Origin of the sequence: Streptomyces sp. NBC_00554 (assembly GCF_041431135.1) — a bacterium.
Classification (GTDB): Bacteria; Actinomycetota; Actinomycetes; order Streptomycetales; family Streptomycetaceae; genus Streptomyces.
The window spans coordinates 8,020,970-8,039,849 of sequence record NZ_CP107799.1 but is presented as its reverse complement, the minus strand read 5'-3'; the positions used below and the strand labels follow the sequence as shown (position 1 = coordinate 8,039,849).

Genomic DNA, 18,880 nt, shown 5'->3' with positions numbered 1-18,880 from the left:
AACTAAACAGGCACGCGGGCCGACGCGACTTCCCGGGGCGCCGGAATCTCCGCCGAGCCCGCCGCAGGCGCCCCGCACTCCATGACCCGCGGAAGCCGCAGCGCCATAACGGCCCCGAGCAGCAACAGCCCCGCACTGACCAGCAGGGTCACATGCAGCCCGTGCACAAAGGAGTCCCGAGCGGCGTGCCGCAGAGCAGCACCAGGATGCCCGCCAAGCCGCGCAGCGACTTCGTACGCCTCCCCCAGAGAGTGCCCCGCCGCCTTGGAATCCGAAGCCGGAACGCCCGGCACCGACGACAGCCGGGGCGTGTACGCCGCGTTCATCACACTCCCCAGGAGCGCGATCCCGATGCCGGCGCCCAGCTGGTACGAGGTCTCGCCGATCGCCGCGGCCCCGCCGGCCTGCGCCGGAGGAGCCTCGCTGAGCATCGACTCGTACGCGCCGAAGAGCGTCATCTCAAGGCCGAACCCGAGAAGCACGAACCCGAAGAGCAGCAGCCCGGTGTTGTCACGCCCGCCCATCGGGACGAGCGTGATCACCGCGGCCGCGGTGATGCAGAACCCGGAGCAGACCATCGCGCGCGGCCCGAACCGCCGCAGCATCTTCGCGCCGGCGAGCCCCGCCGCCATCGCCGCGACGGTGAGCGGCAGCAGTCGCAGCCCGGTCTCCAGCGGCGAAAGGCCGAGCACGAGCTGCAGATACTGGGCGGCGATCAGCTCGAGCCCGACCAGGGCGAGCATGGCGAGCACGATGCAGCAGACGGACGTACTGAACGCGGGCCTGGAGAACATCCGCAGATCGACCAGCGGATGTTCGCGCCGCCGCTGCCGGCGTACGAAGGCGACCATCAGCGCCGCACCCGCGAGCAGTGGCACCAGCGTGAACGGGCTGAACGGCGCCTCACCCCCGCCGAGCCGCTTCACGCCGAGGACGATTCCGAACAGCGCGGCCGCGCCCATGAGCGCGCCGACGACGTCCCAGGGCCCTTTCCCGTCGCCCTTGGACTCGGGCAGCAACAGTCGCCCGATGGGGAGGCTGACCAGCATCAGCGGGATGTTGATGAGGAAGACGGACCCCCACCAGAAGTGCTCCAGCAGGAACCCGCCGAGGAGCGGCCCGACCGCGGCGCCCACAGCGGCCACGGCGCTCCAGATACCGATCGCGAGCGCCCGCTCCCGCCGGTCGGGGAAGACCTGGCGCAGGATGGAAAGCGTCGCGGGCATGATCATCGCGCCGCCGACGCCGAGCAGGGCGCGCGCGCCGATGAGGACCTGTGCGCTGTCGGCGAGGGCCGCGAGTCCGGAGGCGACGCCGAAGAGCGCGTACCCGAGGAGGAGGATCCGGCGGCGCCCGACGCGGTCGCCCAGCGTGCCGAAGAGGATGAGGAGCGAGGCGCAGACGAGCGGGTAGACGTCGACGATCCAGAGCAGCTCTATCCCGCCGGGCTTGAGGTCCTCGGTGACGGCCGGTACCGCGACATGCAGCACGGTGGCGTCGAGGGCGACAAGGAGCAGGCTGACGCAGAGGACGACGAGGACGACCCAGCGGTTGGCAACGGCCCCGGTCTCCCGACGGCATCGCGCAGCGGCCGTAGTCGTCCCGGACATGCACTACCTCCCAGATGTTCCCTCGCGTTCGGCGGGACCGCGGGGTGGGGACTCCCTGCGGTTGCGGCCTGGGAGAGCGGAATCCCGGCCCACGCAACAAAGGCGAGTGAGCCGTCAGCGTACGCGAGTTCCAGCCGATGACGCGTGGCGGACCTCTCACGTTCCACTCAGCGGGGTGTGGCGTACGCCACGCTCCACCTGGCACGCCGGGCCTTGAAGGGCCGGGCTCCCCTTTGCCGCACCCTTTGCTGGACCACGCCCCGGCGGGTCCCCCGGTTCCGTGGGCCCCCGATAATCGAGCCCGTGACCGATCTTGAGACGCCCGTAGCGACGCCGCCCCGCACGGGCGCCCTGCGCCGGGCCGCGCCCGCCCTCCTGGGCTACGCGGCCGTGCGCGCCCTGGGCCTCATCACGCTGGCCGTGTGGAGCGCGGCGAACGGCAAGAGCGCCCACACGCTGCTGACCGCCCGCTGGGACTCGCTCTGGTACACCCGGGTCGCCGAACTCGGCTACGGCTACGAGGTCCGCCTCCCGAACGGCGACGTGCACTCGAACCTCGCGTTCTTCCCGCTGCTGCCCTGGCTGGAACGGCTCGTCTCGGCGCTCACCCCGCTGTCGTACGCGGACGCGGGCCTCCTCGTCGGCACGCTGGCCTCGCTCGCCGCGGCCTGGGGGATCTTCGCGGTCGCGGACCATGTGTACGGGCGCCGGGCCGGTGTCTGCGCCGTGCTCGTGTGGGCGGTGCTGCCCATCGGCATCGTGCAGTCGATGGCGTACAGCGAGTCCCTGTTCACGGCGCTCGCCGCCTGGTCGCTCTACGCGGTACTGACCGGCCGCTGGCTGACGGCGGGCACGCTCGCCGCGCTCGCGGGCCTGACCCGCCCGGTGGGCGCCGCGGTCGTCGCGGCCCTGTGGGTGGCGGCGATCACCTCGTTCGTACGGGACACGCCGACCCAGCGGGATACCTCGTACGTACCGAATCGAAGCGCGCCGCATCCGGACGGCGCCCCCGCGTGGCGGCGCGCCCTCGGCATGCTCCTAGCGCCCCTCGGCGCCGCCGGGTACGTCCTGTGGGTGGGCCACCGCACGGGCGGGGGGCCGCTGGGCTACCTCGATGTCCAGGCGCAGTGGGGCAACGGTTTCGACGGCGGGTACGCTTTCGCCCGCTTCGTCGGCGACAAGTTCACGTCCTTCCCCTCCGCCCTGGCCGGCCTGGGACTGGTCGTCGGGGTCGTGCTGGTGGTGTGGCTGTACGTGACATGCCTGCGGCAGGGCCAGCCGCTGCCGCTCCTGGTGTACGCGGGGATCGTCACCGCGCTCGCCCTGTGCGCGTCGGGGTACTTCGGCTCGAAACCACGCCTTCTGCTCCCCGCGTTCCCCCTGCTGCTGCCCCTCGCGGTGGCCCTGTCCCGGCTGCGTACGCCCAGGTCAGCGCTGGTGCTCGGCGGTGTGGCGGTGGCCTCGGCGGCCTACGGGGCCTTCTGGCTGAACGGCACCGGGCCGCCATGATCGACTCCATGGCGCCCGGTGAGCGGCCAGAGAATTCCACACCAGTTCCAGGTGAACGGAAATATAAGAGACATAAAACCGAACTCACACTTGATCGATGGAATTGAAGGGTCCGGCCAGGGAGGATTAGCGATTCATTGGAAATTGACATCATCCTGAGAGGAATCCCACATCACATCGTCATCACAAAGCGAGTGATTCGACCTTGAACGCAGCTCACTCGCTGTAACGTCGATTGAGTGCGTACCGAACGAACCCTCAAGCGTCTGGACCGGGTCTTCGCCCGGCTGGACCGTGAGCCGGAACGACCGGCCCACATCGATGTGCCGAAGATGAGTCGGCACAGGGTTGTGCTCTTCGTAGCCACCCTGGCCTTCTACTTGGCCATTGTGTGGGCCGTGGCGATCACGTCGTGGCTGGTCCGGTTCGACTGGCAGGTCATGTTCTTCCGGCCCTATCAGCAGTGGCCGGAGATCCACGCGTTCCTCGACTACTACGTGGTGCTCGGCCAGCGCGGCCCCACTGCCGTGATGGTCTGCGCCTGGCTGGGCTGGCGCTCCTGGCGGCAGCACACCCTGCGCCCGCTGCTCACACTGGGCGCCTCGCTGCTGCTGCTGAACATCACGGTCGGCGCCGCCAAGATCGGCATGGGCCGCCTCGGCCCGCACTACGCGACCACGATCGGCTCGAGCGAGATGGGTCTCGGCGGCGATATATTTCCTTCGGGACACACCGCGAACGCCGTCGTGACCTGGGGAATCCTGGCCTATCTGGCCTCGACCCCACGGGCCAGGCGCTGGCTGTCCGCGGTCTCCGCCGTGGTCTCCCTGGGTGTCGGTCTGACCACCGTCTACCTCGGCACGCACTGGCTGAGCGACGTGGTCCTGGGCTGGGCGGCGGGGCTGCTGATCCTGCTGGCGCTGCCCTGGGTCGAGCCGCTGATCGCCCGCGCCGAGGTCTGGATCTTCTCCCTGCGCGACTCCTGGCGCGCCCGTCGTGCCCGTCCCGCGCCTGCCCAGGCGCCCGCTCCGGTCGGCGTGCCCGTCATGGTCACGCAGCCCGCCGACGTGGACGGGGAGGCTCCGGCGCGCGAGACGGTCAGCGGTTCCCTCCCGCCCCGGGCGCCCGTCTACCTGGCCCCGGGCCCGCACACGACCCGCTCCGAGCGCACCCCGGTCACACCGATCGGCAGCCGCCGGCCGCCGCACGCGGACCGCGTACCGCGCACGACCAGCAGCACCCCGGTCCGCCCCGCGGCAGGCGGCTGAGCACACAGAACCCGCGGGGCCGGTACGCACACAGCCTCTCCCCGCACCGCGAAGGCCCCCGGCTCCTGACGAACCGGGGGCCTTCGCGTATGTCCGTCTGCGGCGCCGTCAGCCCTTCCAGCAGCGGGTCACCCTGCCGTCACTGACCTCGAAGTTCAGCCGCCCCGCGCGGTACTCCATGGTGATGATCGCGCCGGGCGGCAGCGAGCGCACCGTGGACCAGCCGCGCTCCCGGGCACGGCGCTCGGCGCTTCTCGCCTCCAGCCCGACATAGGTCTCCGTACTGTCCTGGGGCTCTGCGGGAGGAGTGGGAATGGGTGCCATGAACGCCACGTTAGGCGGCCCTTCGCCGGTGGGGAAGCCCAACCCCGCACCATGCGCCTCTTATCCCTCACCGGTCACATTTCTGTCACAGGACCACGACAAGCGTTTCAGCCGAACTCCGTCACACGTACGGGGGGTTCGGTAGGTGTTTCGCACGCCTTCGAACGTAATTCGGGACTACGGTGACGCCGTCCCGAATAGCCCATTGGAATGTGCGGAGTCGGTCGTGCTGCGCGGCCTTTCCATTGCGATTCCGGGGCGTGTCCCGGAAGCTGACGCCGCATAGGAAATACACGGTTCCAGCACACAACCCCCGCACGCCCTCTGTCGGAGCGCGGGGCGACGCGAGCATCATGGCGTGAGCTCAGCAGGCCCGGAAGGCGATCGCGAAGGGGCGAGCGATGGGGACGGACACCGCGCAGGCGGCGGCGCGACCCGTACGGATCAAGCAGCCGGGGCGCGTGATCGTCGACTGGCTGACCACCACCGATCACAAGAAGATCGGGCACCTCTACCTGATCACGTCGTTCGCGTTCTTCCTGACCGGCGGCCTGATGGCGCTGCTGATGCGCGCCGAACTCGCCCGGCCCGGTCTGCAGCTCATCGACAACAACCAGTTCAACCAGATGTTCACCATGCACGGCACGATCATGCTGCTGCTGTTCGCGACCCCGACCTTCGCCGGCTTCGCCAACGAGATCATGCCGCTGCAGATCGGCTCCCCGGACGTCGCCTTCCCGCGGCTGAACATGCTGTCGTACTGGCTGTTCCTCTTCGGCGGCCTGATCGTCCTCGGCTCGCTCCTGGTACCCAGCGGTCCCGCCGCCTTCGGCTGGTTCGCCTACGCGCCGCTCAACAGCCTGGAGCGCTCGCCGGGCATCGGCGCCGACATGTGGATCATGGGGCTCGCACTGGCCGGCTTCGGCACGATCCTCGGCGCGGTCAACTTCATCACGACGATCATCGGGATGCGCGCGCCCGGCATGACGATGTTCCGGCTGCCGATCTTCACCTGGAACACGCTCTTCACCTCGATCCTCATCCTCTTCGCGTTCCCGGTGCTGGCGGCGGCGCTGCTGGTGCTCGAGGCGGACCGGCGGTTCGGCTCACAGGTGTTCGACGCGGCGAACGGCGGAGCGCTGCTGTGGCAGCACCTGTTCTGGTTCTTCGGGCATCCCGAGGTCTACATCATCGCGCTGCCGTTCTTCGGGATCATCACGGAGATCCTGCCGGTCTTCAGCCGGAAGCCGATCTTCGGCTATCTGACGCTCGTCGCCGCGACGATGGCCATCACCGGCCTGTCGGTGGTCGTGTGGGCGCACCACATGTTCGCGACCGGCGCCGTGCTCCTGCCGTACTTCTCGTTCATGTCGTTCCTGATCGCGGTGCCCACGGGCGTGAAGTTCTTCAACTGGACCGGCACGATGCTCAAGGGGTCCCTGTCCTTCGAGACCCCCATGCTGTGGGCCGTCGGCTTCCTGGTGTCGTTCCTGTTCGGCGGCCTGACCGGGGTGATCCTGGCCTCGCCGCCCCTCGACTTCCATGTGACCGACTCGTACTTCGTGGTCGCCCACTTCCACTACGTCGTCTTCGGCACCGTCGTCTTCGCGACCTTCGGCGGCTTCTACTTCTGGTGGCCCAAGTTCACCGGCAAGATGCTCGACGAACGGCTCGGCAAGATCCAGTTCTGGACGCTCTTCGTCGGCTTCCACACGACGTTCCTGGTGCAGCACTGGCTGGGCGCCGAGGGCATGCCGCGCCGGTACGCCGACTACCTCGCGGCCGACGGCTTCACGGCACTCAACACCATCTCGACGATCGGCGCGTTCCTGCTGGGCATCTCCACGCTGCCGTTCCTCTACAACGTCTGGAAGACCGCCAAGTACGGCACCAAGGTCGACGTCGACGACCCCTGGGGCTTCGGCCGCTCCCTGGAGTGGGCGACCTCGTGTCCGCCACCGAGGCACAACTTCAACACGCTGCCCCGGATCCGCTCCGAGTCCCCGGCGTTCGACCTTCACCATCCCGAGTACGCGGCGGTGTCCCCGGCTCCTGCCCCCGCTCCAGAGCCCGGGACAGCCGGTCCCGCGCCGTCCTGATCGCCTCGTTGAGCTCCGCGGGTTCGATCACCTCGAACTCCAGGCCCGTCATCATCACATGAAGCACCATCACATCGAGGCTCGCGGCCCCGGTGCGCAGGATGCAGCTGTCCTTCCCTGCCGCCTCCAGCGTCCCGGCGGAGGGCGAGATCCGCGCGGCGGCCTCCTCCATGGGCACCAGCAGCCTGATGACGGCATGCGAGGCGTACGCGCGCGTGGAGACGCCTTTGGAGACGTACGCCGACAGGTCCTCGGCGGGTGGCGTACGGGGCGTGAAGCGGGGTCCGTGCGGCGGCCTGGGCGTGATGCGGTCCACCCGGAACGTACGCCAGTCCTCGCGGTCGACGTCCCAGGCGACCAGGTACCAGCGCCACTCGGTGCACACCAGGCGGTGCGGTTCGACGGTACGGCGGGTCGACACTCCGTCATGGCTGCGGTAGTCGAAGCGCAGCCGTTCGGCGTCCCTGCAGAGGTTGGCCAGCTCGGTGAGCACGGCCGGGTCGATGGCTGACGGCTGCGGGCCGCGCAGCATCGGCACGGTGAACGCGTTCAGGGCGCCCACCCGGCGGCGCAGCCTGTGCGGGAGCACCTGCTCCAGCTTGGCGAGCGCCCGTACGGAGGTCTCGCCGATGCCCTCGATGCCCTGCCCCGCGGCCGTCCGCAGACCGACCGCCACGGCCACCGCCTCGTCGTCGTCCAGGAGCAGCGGCGGCAGCTCGGCCCCCGCGCCCAGCTGATAGCCGCCGCCCGTGCCGGGGCTGGCGTTGACGGGATAGCCCAGCTCGCGCAGCCGGTCCACGTCGCGGCGCACGGTCCTGGGCGTGACCCCGAGCCGGTCCGCCAGATCGGCCCCGGACCATTCGCGATGGGCCTGCAGCAGCGAGAGCAGGCGCAGCAGTCGTGCCGATGTCTCCAACATGGATGCGAGTCTGGCAGCCCTTGCGGACAGCGGCTGTCCGCAAGGGGGGAGCTGGGGTGGGGGTGGGTTTTTCGCCCCCTCAAGGCCGATAACCCAGCTGCGGCACCTCAAAACAGTTGCTGTTCATGTCCCCCTGGGAGACCCAGCCCCGGTCGTCCTCCCAGCGCGCCACCGACACACACGTCCGGCGCGTCGCAGGCGGCTCGGACAGCCGGTCGTACACGACCGGAATCAGCAACCCGTCGGCGCTGTACGGCTCCCCCCGGTTCATGAACCTGTCGACACACGCCCGCGTGACCCCCGTAGACGCACAGGACTCGGCCGCGTCCGAGAACCACATGGCGGCGGCCCACCCCTCCAACTGCCACTGGGAGTGGGTCTTCAGCCCCTTCGTCGCGTCCCGGAACTCCCGCACGGCGGCATCCCCGGTGTCCGAGTAGTTGCGACTGGCCCCGGTGGCCCACAGAGCGTTGCGGCAGCGCGGAGAGTCCTTGTAGTCCGAGGCAACGGCGGACGTCCAGTTCTGCACGTTGGTGACCTTGGCGATGACCGAGGCCCCGACGTCGTCCATCGCCTCGCAGAGCTGGGCGTTGCCATGCGTGTCGAGGGCGTCGAAGACGAGGTCTGCGCCCTGTTCCTTGAGGTCGGCCGCGACGGCACGGAAGTTGGGGAGCGCGAAGTCGACCTGTTCGGCGACGACTTTGTAGCCCTCGGCCTTCAGTCCCTGGGCGACGAGCCGGGCGTAGGCGGCCGAGGCGGACTGGTTGTAGGAGACGACGGCGGCGGTGCGGGCGCCCTGCTCGCGCTTGAAGTAGCGGTAGACCTCGGTGCCGCCGTACAGCTCACCGCCCCAGCCGGGCGTGCCCGCGCGGGGCGCGAGGCTGCCGTAGATCCCGTAGAGGTACGGATAGGTGTCGTAGGCCGGCCCGATGGGCTGACCGCCGATGTCGGGCACGCGCGCGTGGGACACGCGAGGGGCGCCCGCGTAGTCGAGGGCGGTGGTGGCGACGAGGGCGACGACCTTGTCCTCGTCGACGAGCCGGTGCACGCACTCGTTGTTGCCGACCCCGCTGCCCCCGTCGTCGCACAGCCGCACCTCGACGGGCCGCCCGCCGATGCCGCCGCGCGCGTTGAGACGGTCGAAGTAGGCCTTCGCCCCGTCGCGCGGTCCGGTGAAGGCGGAGCCGCCGACGGGGCTGGTGGCGCTGGTGATGATGCCGACTCGGATCGGGGCGGTGTCGCCCTGCCGGGTGGGCGTGGACCGGTTCTCGAAGTCGCTCTCCGGGAGGCGGCTGCCGCAGGCCGCGCTCAGCAGGAGCAGCAGGCCCGCGGCGAGGGCCTCAGCAGCCCGGGCCCGGCGACGCATTGCCGCTCAGTGTCACCAGTGCGCAGAGCGTCTTCACGGACACCTTCCAGGTGCCGTCCTGCTCGACCGCCGTTCCGGAGGCGCCCGGCAGCGCGGTCGCGCCCTGCAGGAGCAGCGAGTACGTCACGTTCGCGTCGGTCGGCGAAGCGAACTCGACCTTCTCGACGACGGCCTTCACCTGCTGGCCGCGCTGATCGCCGCTGAATCCTTCCAGGACCTCGGTCATCTGGTCGCCGTTCTCCAGGACGGCCGTCTTGTCCTTCTGGGCGACGGCAGGGTCGAAGAACTTCTCCCAGTTCTCCTTGATCTCCTGCTCGGCCGCCGCGGGATCGGCCGGAGCCGTGGGGCTGGGCTCCGCGCTGGTGGACTGCTCCACGGAGGGGGTGGGCGGATTCGTGTCTCCGCCGCCGCTCTCGTCGCTGCACGCCGTGAGGGCCGCGGCGAGGAACAGGACCGCCGCTGCCGCCACCCCCCGGCCGTTCCCCCGCCTGAGGTCTGTCCCGAGAACCATCTGGCTCACCACCGGGTGTCGGACCGGGCCCAGGTGCGCCCGGTGCTTTCAGGGTCAGCTTGCAGAAGGCATAGTGCAAGCCATTGGCTGACATGGACAGTCAACGGACCAAACACACGACGTGCTGGAGCCCCGGATGCGGACAGCTCGACTGCGGACTGTGCACCCCGTCCTGTGGGCGGGGTGGGCCGCGCTCGCCGCGGGAGCGGTGTTGTGCGTGATCGGCTGGTACGGCATCTCGGGCGAGCGCTACGCGGAGCGGCAGCTGCCGTTTCTCGCGTCGTGCACGGTTCCCGGCGCCGCGCTGATCATCGCGGGCGCGGTACTGCTCACCCATGGCAGGAACGCGCTGGCGGCGGCGCGCGTGGAGGAGCTGTACGGGCTCCTCGTCGCCGCGGAGCCCGCCGACGTGGACGAGTCCGGGCAGGCCGCTGCCGTGCCCGTCGCCGTCAGCGGCGAGCTGCTGACGGTGCCGGGCGGCACGTTGTGGCATCGCGCGGACTGCCCGCTGGTCGCCGGGAAGGCGGAGGCCGTGCCGGTGGACTCGCTGCTGCTGGCGAGCGGGGAACTGGGGCCCTGCCCGATCTGCGAGCCGTCCGCCGCCGATCCGGACGACTGATGGCGTCACTGACGTACGACCTCACCCTCGCCGGTCTCTCGGTCGGCAGCGCCGCCGCCCTGACCGGGATCGGGCTGATCGTCACCCACCGGGCGACCGGCGTGCTCAACTTCGCGCACGGCGCGATCGCGATGGTCTGCGCGTATCTGCTGCGCCAGTTCACGGTCGAATGGGGCTGGCCGCTGTGGCTCGGCGCCGCGGTGACGCTGCTCCTTGTGGCCCCGGCGATCGGCGTGGCCCTGGAGCGTTTCGTCTTCCGTCCGCTGTCCGTCCTCGGCAGTGACCCCGCGCAGACGCTCGTCGCGTCCATCGGCGTCTTCGTCCTGCTGGTCGGCGGGGCCGCCCTGGTGTGGGGCACCGGGGCACGGGCGGACGCGCCGACGCTGGTGTCGGCGGATCCGTGGGGGCAGCTGGCGGTGGCCGTCGCGCTGGCCGTGGGGGTCGGTGCCGTCACGCGCTGGACCCGCATCGGCACGGAGCTGCGCGCCGTCGTCGACGACCGCTCGCTCGCCGTGCTCGGCGGCATCGATGCCGACCGGGTGGCGGCGGCGGGCTGGGCGTTCGGCTCGTTCACGGCCGGTCTGACGGGCGTGCTCCTCGCCCCTTACGTGCGCCTCGACCCGTACGGCATGCCCCTGCTCGTCATGGAGGTGCTCGCGGTCGCCGTGGTCGCCCGGATGCGCAGCCTCCCGGTGGCCGTCGTGGTGGCGCTGGGCATCGGGGTCGCCCAGAGCCAGCTGACGCGGCTGCACCCGTCCGGCTGGGGTGAACCGCTGCTCCAGGCGGTCGGCGCGAACCTGTTCGTCGTCGCGCTCCTGATCGCGGCCCTCGTCCTCCCCGGCATCGGCACCCGCGACGCGCTCCCGCGCACGGCGACGGCCCGGGTGGCGACACCGCCGGGGGCGTGGATCGTGGCGGTCGTCCTCTTCCTGCTGCCGCTGGGCTTCGCGGGCTCGGACCTGCATACGTCGGTGCAGGTGCCGGCGCTGGGCGTGGTGCTGCTGTCGTTGGTCGTCGTCACCGGCCGCGGCGGCCAGATCTCGCTCGGGCAGGCGGCGTACGCGGGTCTGGGCGCCCTCTTCACGGCCCTGCTGGCGGCGGGCCGCTTCCCGGGCCTGCCGCGGCTCCCGGAACTGGCCGCGCTCGCGGTGGCGGTGATCCTGGTCGCCCCGCTCGGCCTCCTGACCGGCTGGCCCGCCATCAGCCGCCACGGCCTGGCCCTCGCCCTGGCCACCTTCGCGGTGGGCGTCGGCGTCAGCCGCTTCGTCTTCAGCCAGCCGTACGCCACCTCGGGTCTGTCCCTGGACCGCCCGGCGGGCTTCGACGGCGACCGCGCGTACTACCTGCTCGAACTGGCCCTGCTGGCCTGCGCGTTGCTGGCGGCCGGCGCGCTGCGCCGCGGCCGCACGGGCCGGGCCCTGGCCGCGATGCGCGACCACGAGTCGGGCGCGTCGGCGGCGGGCATCCGCGTCCCCGCCCTGAAACTCACCGCCTTCGTGGCGGGCGCCGCCCTGGCCGCACTGGGCGGCGGCATGCTCGGCATGGGCCTGCGCGCTTTCGACGCGACGGCGTACGACCCCGTCCGCGGCCTGCTCTGGTTCGCGGCGGTCGTCGTCCTCGGCGCCGACAGCGTGCTCGGCGCCCTCGCCGCCGCGGCCCTGCTCGTCGGGCTCGACGCGGGGGCGCGCGGCGGGGTGGCGGCGGCCCTCATCGGCGTACTGGCCGTCTTCGTCGGCCGCTTCCCCGGGGGCCCGTACGAGGCCCTGCGCACCGCCGCTTCCCGGCTGCGCCTGCGCCGCCGGGCGACACTCACCCCCTTGGGGGCCCGCGTACGACGCCAACTGCGGCCGGTGCGACCGCGGACGGCCAGGGAGCTGGTACCGGCGGGGGCCACCGCGATGACATCCACGAGGCGGCACGCACCGGGAGGGCCTGGGGTACCCGAGCGCGGACACCGTCCAGCCGGTTGGGACCCCTCGGGGGCGGGACACTCCGGGCAACAGGGCAGGCAAGGTGGCCTGTCCGAGCCGAGCCACACAGCTTCGAGGCATGGCGCCAAGCCGCCCCCCGATACCGCGCCGCTCAGCAGTGCCGGGCGACCCGGCATCGGCGGGCAGGCGCCGGGCTCCGGACAACCGCAGGGCAACACCCCCGCCGGCAGTCCCGGTGAACTCCGGCACGACCACCCCAGCACCGCAAGGTCCGGCCACCTCGCCACGCCACCCGACACCCCCGGACAACCCGGAACCGACGGGACGACGCCAGGCACCGAACAGCCGGGAAGTGCGGCACAGCCGCGGGGCGAGGCTCCCGGCTCGGAAGCGGGTGGACCCCGGAGTCGACGGGACGACTCCGCACCACCGCGTAGCCGCACGTCCGCTCAGGATCCGGGTCGACCCCCGAGCCGACAGGACGATCCCGTGGGGGCGGGAGGCGCCGCGCAAGCGCGCGGGGACGCCACGGCACCGCCCGGCCCGGCGAGCGGGGCACCAGCCCCGCGGCCCGCACCCCGCCGCTCGCACCCCCCACTGGAGCCCACCACCCTGCGCGCCCGCCGACTGCACGTCACCTACGGGGGTTTCACCGCCCTCGACGGAGTCGACCTCGAAGTCCGGCCCGGGCGGGTCACCGCCGTCGTGGGTCCCAACGGCGCGGGGAAGAGCACCCTCTTCCACTGTCTCGCCGGGACTCTGCGCCCGGCGCGCGGGCAGGTACTGCTCGGGGAGCGTGACATCACCCGGCAGGCCGCGCACGCCCGTACTCGCCTCGGGATCGCCCGGACCTTTCAACAGCTGGCGGTTTTCCCCTCGTTGACCGTGGCCGAGAACGTGCGGGTGGGCGCCGAGCAGGGACGGATCGCTGATCCGGGGGCCGTGGAGCGGGCGTTGCGCCTTTTCGGTCTCGACGGGCCGGTGCGGGCGCTGCCCGCGGCGGGGCTGCCGACCGGGACGCTCAGGCGCGTCGAGCTGGCGCGGGCGCTCGCCGGAAGTCCGCGGGTGCTGCTGCTCGACGAGCCTGCCGCGGGGCTCGACAGCGGTGAAGTGGCCGCCCTCGCGCGCGTGTTGCAGGCCCTCGCCGCGGACGGCATGGCCCTGCTCGTCGTGGAGCACGATCTCGATCTGGTCGCCGACCTGGCCCATACCGTCCATGTCATGGCCGCGGGGCGGATCGTCACCTCCGGGCCCGCCGACCGCGTACTCGAGACGGGGACCGGCGGATGAGCATCGCCTTGCGCCACGCGCGCGTGCGCTACGGCCCCTTGGAGGCCCTGCACGGCGTGACCCTCGTCGCCCCCGGCCCCGGCCTCACCGTGCTGCTCGGCCGCAACGGCTCCGGCCGCACGACCGCGCTGCGCGCCCTCGCGGGGGACGTACCCCTGTCCGGCGGCGCCGTCGTCTGGGACGGCGCGGACGTCACCCGGCTACCCGCCTACGAACGCGCCCGCCGCGGACTGTGCCTCGTCCCGGAGCGCCGGGCCGTCTTCGGCTCACTCACGGTCCGCGAGAACCTCGAACTGGCCGCCCCCAAGAACGACTTCGCCGCCGCCCTCGACGCCTACCCCCAGCTCCGCCCCCTCCTCCCCCGTCGCGCGGGCACCCTCTCCGGCGGCGAGCAGCGCATGCTCGCCCTCTCCCGCGCCCTGCTGGCACGCGCGCGCGTGGTGCTCGTCGACGAGCCCGCGCAGGGCATGTCACCGACGGTCGCGGCACGGACGTACGAGCTGCTCGGCGGCCTCGACGCGTGCGTGGTGGTCGCGGAACAGCGGCTGCCGCCCGGCCTGCTGGAGAGGGCCGGGCGGACGGTGTACGTCCATGAACTGCGCCGCGGCGCGGTCGTGTTCAGCGGAGAGGCGGCCGAAGCGACACGGGGGCCAGGGGGGACAGGGGCGGGCCGAACAGGGCACGGGCCGAGATCCGGGCGCCGCCCGAACCCTTCGGGATGACGAGCAGAGTGCCCACGTTCAGCCGGTCCGGATAGGCACCGATCATCTGCTTGTTGGCCTTGTAGAGCGCCTGCCAGCCGCCCTTGACCTGGTACTTGCGGGCGATCGACGAGAGCGTGTCGCCACGCTTCACCACATGCATGCGGCCCTGGAGTCCGTACCTCTTGGCACAGACGGGCCAGGCCTCCCACCCCTGGGCGGCCAACACCCCCTCGGCGACGGTGATCTGCTCCGCGCGCGTGGCCAGATCGGCACGCGCGGCGTACTTCAGGCCGCCGTACTCCTCCCAGGTCGGCGGCCAGAACTGCAGCCCGCCGTAGAAGCCGTTCCCGGTGTTCGCGTCCCAGCGGCCGCTGCTCTCGCAGTCGGCGAGGCAGCCCCAGGGCCACTGGTCCTTGACGCAGTCGTACGGCACCCGCGCCGCCTGAGGGCCGGGAAGCGGTGGCGGTGGCGCGGCCATCGCCCGGGAAGGGGCGAGTACGGCCAGCGCGGCGGCGATCACGGCCGCGTACCGAACGCACTTGCCCGACATGGTCGATGGGAACCGCGTGGGATGCATCGGCCCACGCTAGGCAGCCCGCCACGCGTGCCCGGCCAGCCGCGCCCGGCTCGGCCGGGGCCCCACCCGGTCGGCGGACCGACCGGGCAGGACCCCCTCTCTCAAGGGCGACGGGCGGGGCTCAGAGGTCGAGCCGCTGCCCGGGCAGGATCAGGTCGGGATCACCGCCGATGACTGCCTTGTTGGCGGCGTAGATCTTCCGCCAGGTGGTCCCGTGCGACACCGCGATGGTGCTCAGCGTGTCGCCGCTGCGGACTGTGTAGTCGCCCCGGGACGAACTCCGGTTCGTGTGGTCGTCCGCCGGGCGCTCGGGCGCCTTCGACGGGGCCGACTTGGGTGTCGACTTCGGCGCCGACTTGGGTGTCGACTTCTTGGTGGCCGAGCCTCCGGCCGACCCGGCGCCCGAGGACGCGGGTGCGCCTCCGTACGCTCCGGCCCGCGCCGAACAGGTGGGCCACGCGCCCCATCCCTGTGCGCGCTGGACCTTGGTGGCGACGGCTATCTGGGCGCCCTTGGAAGCCTTGTCGGCGGTTGCCGCATAGGCGCCACCGCCGTACGCGCGCCAGGTGCTTGCGGAGAACTGGAGCCCTCCGTAGTAGCCGTTGCCGGTGTTGATGTGCCAGTTTCCGCCGCTCTCGCACTTGGCGATGCGGTCCCACACTCCGCTGTCGGCCGCGGCGGCGTTGCCGCTCGCGGCGAGCAGTCCGAGCGGGGCGAGCAGGGCCGCCCCGGCGAGGACCGCAGCCGTACGCGTCGTACGACCTTTATGAGTGTTGTTCTCGGCACACGCGGACATGTAATTCCTCTCCACGGACCCGGGGTCCCCCAAGACGGGGCGCGACGCCCTGCGCGTTTGACGCGGTTGTCGCGCTCCGCCCCGTCCGCCGGAGGCTGTGCTGCGAGCTGGCTGGTTCGGCCGGCGGACGTACCCGAGCGGTGCTCGTTGCACACGGTCGAGGAATCTATGGAGCTTGTCGCCCTATATCAACCAACTCCTTGTCATTCGAGGCCAGTTAGCCGTTACCGAGGGTATCGTCGATTTTCGGCCACCCACTTCATTGGGTGATTTCCTGATTTGTCGACCTGCCACCCTGACGATCTGTGACCCACTTCACCGAACCAACTTCCCTGGTACACCCAGAAGTTGGCTTGGAGTGACGAATTCCGCAGGTGACCTCACCCTGCGCGCCGGATGGTTCGATTCCGTTCGCTCCCGGGCGTGACTCCCGCCACAGATCGCCCGTTGTCATCTTCATGAGCCGGGGACCCCCCAGCTCATGAGCCGGGGGCCACCCGGCGACGCCACGCACCGCATCCCGAGGAGCCACCGTGCCGCGCATGCTCGACGTCAGCGACGACGTACGCGCCGAGATCGGCGACGAAGAAGCCGACCGGCTGCTCGCCGGAGAGAACGCCCCGGGCAGTTACGACTGCACGTCCTGCCGCACCCAGGGCGACTCGGAACAGGAGCGCACCAGCACCGTCCTGTTCATCGGCGACGAGACCGCAGTCCTAGCCTTCGCCCACGCGTCCTGCCTGCCCTCTCAGGTCGTCCAGGTCACCGAGGAGCAACTCCAGGGCGCCGTCCGATCGATCACCGCCGAGGGCGGGCCGGCCGGCGCCGGGCCCGAGCAGGCCGTGCTCGGGGTCACCAGCGGACTGGTCCTGATCAACGGCGAGTTGCACCCGGCGCTGGTCGTCGAACCGACCGGGCCCATCGTGCGCCCCGGCTCGACCGACATCGGCGACGACTTCCTGCCCCTCCTCATCGAGCAGGGCTTCATGCCGGTGACCGAGCTCAACTCGGTGCCGCCCGTGCTGCACGGCTGGTCCGTGCTGCTCGCCGCCGGCCAGTTGCATGCCGTGCTCCAGCCGGGCACCGGCGGCGGCTCGCCCGTCGCCTGGTGGCAGGCGCACCAGGCGCTCCAGGTCGCCGACAGCTGGCGCGCGGCCGCCAACAAGCACCAGCAGGTGCTCCTGTTCGCGGCCCCGGTCGGCTCGATCGGCCGCCAGCCCCGCGAGGACCTGCTGCGCGACGCCCTGGACAAGGCCGCCGCCAACGGCAAGCTCGTCGGGAGCGCCCTGCCGCTCGCCGGAACCTGAGCGCTCCCCCGGCCTGCGCCAGTTCGGGCGCACAGGACAGTATCCGTCCGGCGGCGGGGTCGTTGGCACGTACGTGCACACCTACGACGTCCCCCGCCGCCAGCCCTTCCAGCCGGTCCAGTCCGTGCGACCGGCCCAGGATCCTCCCGGCGGCCCATCGGCCACGCCGATCTACGACGCGCTGTACGCCGAGTGGGTCAAGTCCTTCAGGGCCCTGCCCGGCGACCGCCACGGCGAGGAGGAGCTGGACTTCGCGGCCTTCGGGCGCCTCCCGCAGGGCACGAACTCGTTCAGCTCGTACGGCTCGTACAGCCCCCACAACTCCTACAGCTCGTACAGCGCGGGTGCGTACTCCGCGCGGCAGCACACGAGCGGGCGGCAGCAGCACAGCACCGGAATGCACCACGTCCCGGCCGCGCTGCCACCCGCGCCGCGCAGGGGTCTCTGAGGGCGGAACAACGGGAAAGGGGCGGCTCCTTCGAGGAGCCGCCCCTTTCCCGTCACCGCTACTTCTTCTTGGCGCCGCGCTTCTCGCGCACCCGCACCGAGATGTGGATCGGCGTCCCCTCGAAGCTGAACTCCTCGCGCAGCCGGCGCTCGATGAAGCGCCGGTAGCCGTGCTCGATGAAGCCGGAGGCGAAGAGCACGAACCGCGGAGGCCTGGTACCCGCCTGCGTACCGAAGAGGATGCGCGGCTGCTTGCCGCCGCGGATCGGGTGCGGGTGGGCGGCGACCAGTTCGCCGAGGAAGGCGTTCAGCCGACCGGTCGGGACGCGGGTCTCCCAGCCCGCCAGGGCCGTCTCGATCGCCGGGACGAGCTTCTCCATGTGCCGCCCGGTGCGCGCCGACACGTTCACGCGCGGCGCCCAGGCGACCTGGAGGAGCTCGGTCTCGATCTCGCGCTCCAGGTAGTAGCGGCGCTCCTCGTCGAGGGTGTCCCACTTGTTGAAGGCGAGGACGATGGCGCGCCCGGCCTCGACGGCCATCGTGACGATGCGCTGGTCCTGGACGGAGATGGCCTCGGAGGCGTCGATCAGGATGACGGCGACCTCGGCCTTCTCGACCGCGGCGGCCGTCCGCAGCGAGGCGTAGTAGTCAGCGCCCTGCTGGAGGTGGACACGCTTGCGGATGCCCGCCGTGTCGATGAACTTCCAGGTGATGCCGCCGAGTTCGATGAGCTCGTCGACCGGGTCACGGGTGGTGCCCGCGACCTCGTTGACGACCACGCGGTCCTCGTTGGCCACCTTGTTCAGCAGGGAGGACTTGCCGACGTTCGGGCGGCCGATGAGGGCGATACGGCGGGGGCCGCCGACCGCGACGCCGAAGGTCTGCGCCGGGGCCTCCGGCAGCGCCTCCAGGACGGCGTCCAGCATGTCGCCGGTGCCGCGGCCGTGCAGGGCGGACACGGGGTGCGGCTCGCCGAGGCCCAGGGCCCAGAGGTACGAGGCGTCGGCCTCGCCGCTCAGGCCGTCGACCTTGTTGGCGCACAGGACGACGGGCTTGCCGGCCTTGCGCAGCAGTCGTACGACCGCCTCGTCGGTGTCGGTGGCGCCGACCTTGGCGTCGACGACGAAGACGACCGCGTCGGCCGCGTCGATCGCGTACTCGGCCTGCGCGGCCACGGAGGCGTCGATGCCGAGGACGTCCTGCTCCCAGCCGCCGGTGTCGACGAGCTTGAAGCGGCGGCCCGCCCACTCGGCCTCGTAGGTGACGCGGTCGCGGGTGACACCGGGCTTGTCCTCGACGACGGCCTCGCGGCGGCCGATGATCCGGTTCACCAGGGTCGACTTGCCGACATTGGGACGGCCGACGACGGCGAGCACGGGCAGCGGACCGTGGCCCGCCTCCCCGATCGCGCCCTCGACGTCCTCGACGTCGAAGCCCTCTTCCGCGGCGAGCTCCATGAACTCCGCGTACTCGGCATCGCCAAGCGCCCCGTGCTCGTGCTCTGCCGAGCCGTCGGGCTGGATGTGGTCGTTCATGAAGTCCGTACCTCGTCGTTTTCGTGGTGATCGGTGGAGCGCCCGCGTGTCGGGAGATCCACTACTCA

The 18,880-nt window shown here is 71.4% G+C and carries 15 protein-coding genes and 1 pseudogene; 8 read left to right on the top strand and 8 right to left on the bottom strand.

Annotated features, from left to right (window positions below; genetic code table 11):
• Positions 1 to 2: 2 nt before the first annotated feature.
• Positions 3 to 1,610, bottom strand: coding sequence for an MFS transporter (locus OG266_RS35455; protein WP_266466570.1), 1,608 nt, complete (start codon positions 1,608 to 1,610; stop codon positions 3 to 5).
• A gap of 303 nt (positions 1,611 to 1,913) precedes the next feature.
• Here OG266_RS35455 and OG266_RS35450 point away from each other — a divergent pair, with 303 nt between their 5' ends.
• A complete protein-coding gene (locus tag OG266_RS35450) occupies positions 1,914 to 3,119 on the top strand; it encodes a glycosyltransferase family 39 protein (protein WP_371550696.1) in 1,206 nt (401 codons plus the stop codon).
• 239 nt (positions 3,120 to 3,358) lie between these two features.
• A complete protein-coding gene (locus tag OG266_RS35445; protein ID WP_266466562.1) occupies positions 3,359 to 4,387 on the top strand; it encodes a phosphatase PAP2 family protein in 1,029 nt (342 codons plus the stop codon).
• Between the two features lie 108 nt (positions 4,388 to 4,495).
• On the opposite strand, the gene OG266_RS35440 is transcribed toward OG266_RS35445, so the two are convergent.
• Positions 4,496 to 4,711, bottom strand: coding sequence for an I78 family peptidase inhibitor (locus OG266_RS35440; RefSeq protein ID WP_266466558.1), 216 nt, complete (start codon positions 4,709 to 4,711; stop codon positions 4,496 to 4,498).
• 401 nt (positions 4,712 to 5,112) lie between these two features.
• On the opposite strand from OG266_RS35440, the pseudogene ctaD reads away from it, so the two are divergent.
• Positions 5,113 to 6,639 (top strand): annotated as a pseudogene (ctaD, locus tag OG266_RS35435) (cytochrome c oxidase subunit I); the annotation flags it as partial.
• A 43-nt stretch (positions 6,640 to 6,682) separates the two neighbouring features.
• On the opposite strand, the gene OG266_RS35430 reads toward ctaD, so the two are convergent.
• The 3 genes from OG266_RS35430 to OG266_RS35420 all read right to left on the bottom strand — a co-directional run bounded on the left by OG266_RS35430 (position 6,683) and on the right by OG266_RS35420 (position 9,606).
• Positions 6,683 to 7,729 (bottom strand): helix-turn-helix transcriptional regulator, encoded by a 1,047-nt coding sequence (locus tag OG266_RS35430; protein ID WP_371550694.1) that lies wholly within the window; start codon positions 7,727 to 7,729, stop codon positions 6,683 to 6,685.
• Between the two features lie 79 nt (positions 7,730 to 7,808).
• On the bottom strand, positions 7,809 to 9,095 hold the full coding sequence (locus tag OG266_RS35425; protein ID WP_371550692.1) for an ABC transporter substrate-binding protein: 1,287 nt from the start codon (positions 9,093 to 9,095) through the stop codon (positions 7,809 to 7,811).
• The gene (locus tag OG266_RS35420) at positions 9,070 to 9,606 is read right to left on the bottom strand and encodes a hypothetical protein (RefSeq protein WP_371550690.1); all 537 of its coding nucleotides are present in this window, start codon (positions 9,604 to 9,606) and stop codon (positions 9,070 to 9,072) included. Before OG266_RS35420 ends, OG266_RS35425 begins: the two co-directional genes overlap by 26 nt.
• A 136-nt stretch (positions 9,607 to 9,742) precedes the next feature.
• Here OG266_RS35420 and OG266_RS35415 point away from each other — a divergent pair, with 136 nt between their 5' ends.
• The 3 genes from OG266_RS35415 to OG266_RS35405 are packed head-to-tail and all read left to right on the top strand — an operon-like array spanning position 9,743 to position 14,168.
• A complete protein-coding gene (locus OG266_RS35415; RefSeq protein ID WP_266466545.1) occupies positions 9,743 to 10,225 on the top strand; it encodes a hypothetical protein in 483 nt (160 codons plus the stop codon).
• The gene (locus tag OG266_RS35410) at positions 10,225 to 13,446 is read left to right on the top strand and encodes an ATP-binding cassette domain-containing protein (protein ID WP_371550688.1); all 3,222 of its coding nucleotides are present in this window, start codon (positions 10,225 to 10,227) and stop codon (positions 13,444 to 13,446) included. Before OG266_RS35415 ends, OG266_RS35410 begins: the two co-directional genes overlap by 1 nt.
• On the top strand, positions 13,443 to 14,168 hold the full coding sequence (locus tag OG266_RS35405) for an ABC transporter ATP-binding protein (RefSeq protein ID WP_371550687.1): 726 nt from the start codon (positions 13,443 to 13,445) through the stop codon (positions 14,166 to 14,168). The genes OG266_RS35410 and OG266_RS35405 overlap by 4 nt, the downstream gene beginning before the upstream one ends.
• Here OG266_RS35405 and OG266_RS35400 read toward each other — a convergent pair.
• On the bottom strand, positions 14,065 to 14,727 hold the full coding sequence (locus tag OG266_RS35400; protein ID WP_371550685.1) for a transglycosylase family protein: 663 nt from the start codon (positions 14,725 to 14,727) through the stop codon (positions 14,065 to 14,067). The genes OG266_RS35405 and OG266_RS35400 overlap by 104 nt on opposite strands.
• Before the next feature lie 121 nt (positions 14,728 to 14,848).
• Positions 14,849 to 15,523 carry a transglycosylase family protein gene (locus OG266_RS35395; RefSeq protein ID WP_371550683.1) on the bottom strand — a complete coding sequence of 225 codons (675 nt, stop codon included), beginning with the start codon at positions 15,521 to 15,523 and terminating at the stop codon, positions 14,849 to 14,851.
• A gap of 533 nt (positions 15,524 to 16,056) precedes the next feature.
• Here OG266_RS35395 and OG266_RS35390 point away from each other — a divergent pair.
• Both OG266_RS35390 and OG266_RS35385 read left to right on the top strand, forming a co-directional pair.
• Positions 16,057 to 16,830, top strand: a complete 774-nt coding sequence (locus OG266_RS35390; protein WP_326724078.1) for a hypothetical protein — start codon at positions 16,057 to 16,059, stop codon at positions 16,828 to 16,830.
• Between the two features lie 73 nt (positions 16,831 to 16,903).
• A complete protein-coding gene (locus tag OG266_RS35385; RefSeq protein WP_266466527.1) occupies positions 16,904 to 17,278 on the top strand; it encodes a hypothetical protein in 375 nt (124 codons plus the stop codon).
• Between the two features lie 58 nt (positions 17,279 to 17,336).
• Here the strand turns inward: OG266_RS35385 and der are convergent, their stop codons facing one another.
• Positions 17,337 to 18,812 (bottom strand): ribosome biogenesis GTPase Der, encoded by a 1,476-nt coding sequence (gene der, locus OG266_RS35380; RefSeq protein ID WP_371550680.1) that lies wholly within the window; start codon positions 18,810 to 18,812, stop codon positions 17,337 to 17,339.
• Between the last annotated feature and the right edge of the window lie 68 nt (positions 18,813 to 18,880).

What these genes read in the sequence shown, in the direction of transcription:
- OG266_RS35455 (WP_266466570.1), bottom strand. Translation starts at nt 1,610, where the DNA reads ATGTCCGGGACGACTACGGCCGCTGCGCGATGCCGTCGGGAGACCGGG.
- OG266_RS35440 (WP_266466558.1), bottom strand. Translation starts at nt 4,711, where the DNA reads ATGGCACCCATTCCCACTCCTCCCGCAGAGCCCCAGGACAGTACGGAG.
- OG266_RS35430 (WP_371550694.1), bottom strand. Translation starts at nt 7,729, where the DNA reads ATGTTGGAGACATCGGCACGACTGCTGCGCCTGCTCTCGCTGCTGCAG.
- OG266_RS35425 (WP_371550692.1), bottom strand. Translation starts at nt 9,095, where the DNA reads ATGCGTCGCCGGGCCCGGGCTGCTGAGGCCCTCGCCGCGGGCCTGCTG.
- OG266_RS35420 (WP_371550690.1), bottom strand. Translation starts at nt 9,606, where the DNA reads ATGGTTCTCGGGACAGACCTCAGGCGGGGGAACGGCCGGGGGGTGGCG.
- OG266_RS35415 (WP_266466545.1), top strand. Translation starts at nt 9,743, where the DNA reads ATGCGGACAGCTCGACTGCGGACTGTGCACCCCGTCCTGTGGGCGGGG.
- OG266_RS35410 (WP_371550688.1), top strand. Translation starts at nt 10,225, where the DNA reads ATGGCGTCACTGACGTACGACCTCACCCTCGCCGGTCTCTCGGTCGGC.
- OG266_RS35405 (WP_371550687.1), top strand. Translation starts at nt 13,443, where the DNA reads ATGAGCATCGCCTTGCGCCACGCGCGCGTGCGCTACGGCCCCTTGGAG.
- OG266_RS35400 (WP_371550685.1), bottom strand. Translation starts at nt 14,727, where the DNA reads ATGCATCCCACGCGGTTCCCATCGACCATGTCGGGCAAGTGCGTTCGG.
- OG266_RS35395 (WP_371550683.1), bottom strand. Translation starts at nt 15,523, where the DNA reads ATGTCCGCGTGTGCCGAGAACAACACTCATAAAGGTCGTACGACGCGT.
- der (WP_371550680.1), bottom strand. Translation starts at nt 18,812, where the DNA reads ATGAACGACCACATCCAGCCCGACGGCTCGGCAGAGCACGAGCACGGG.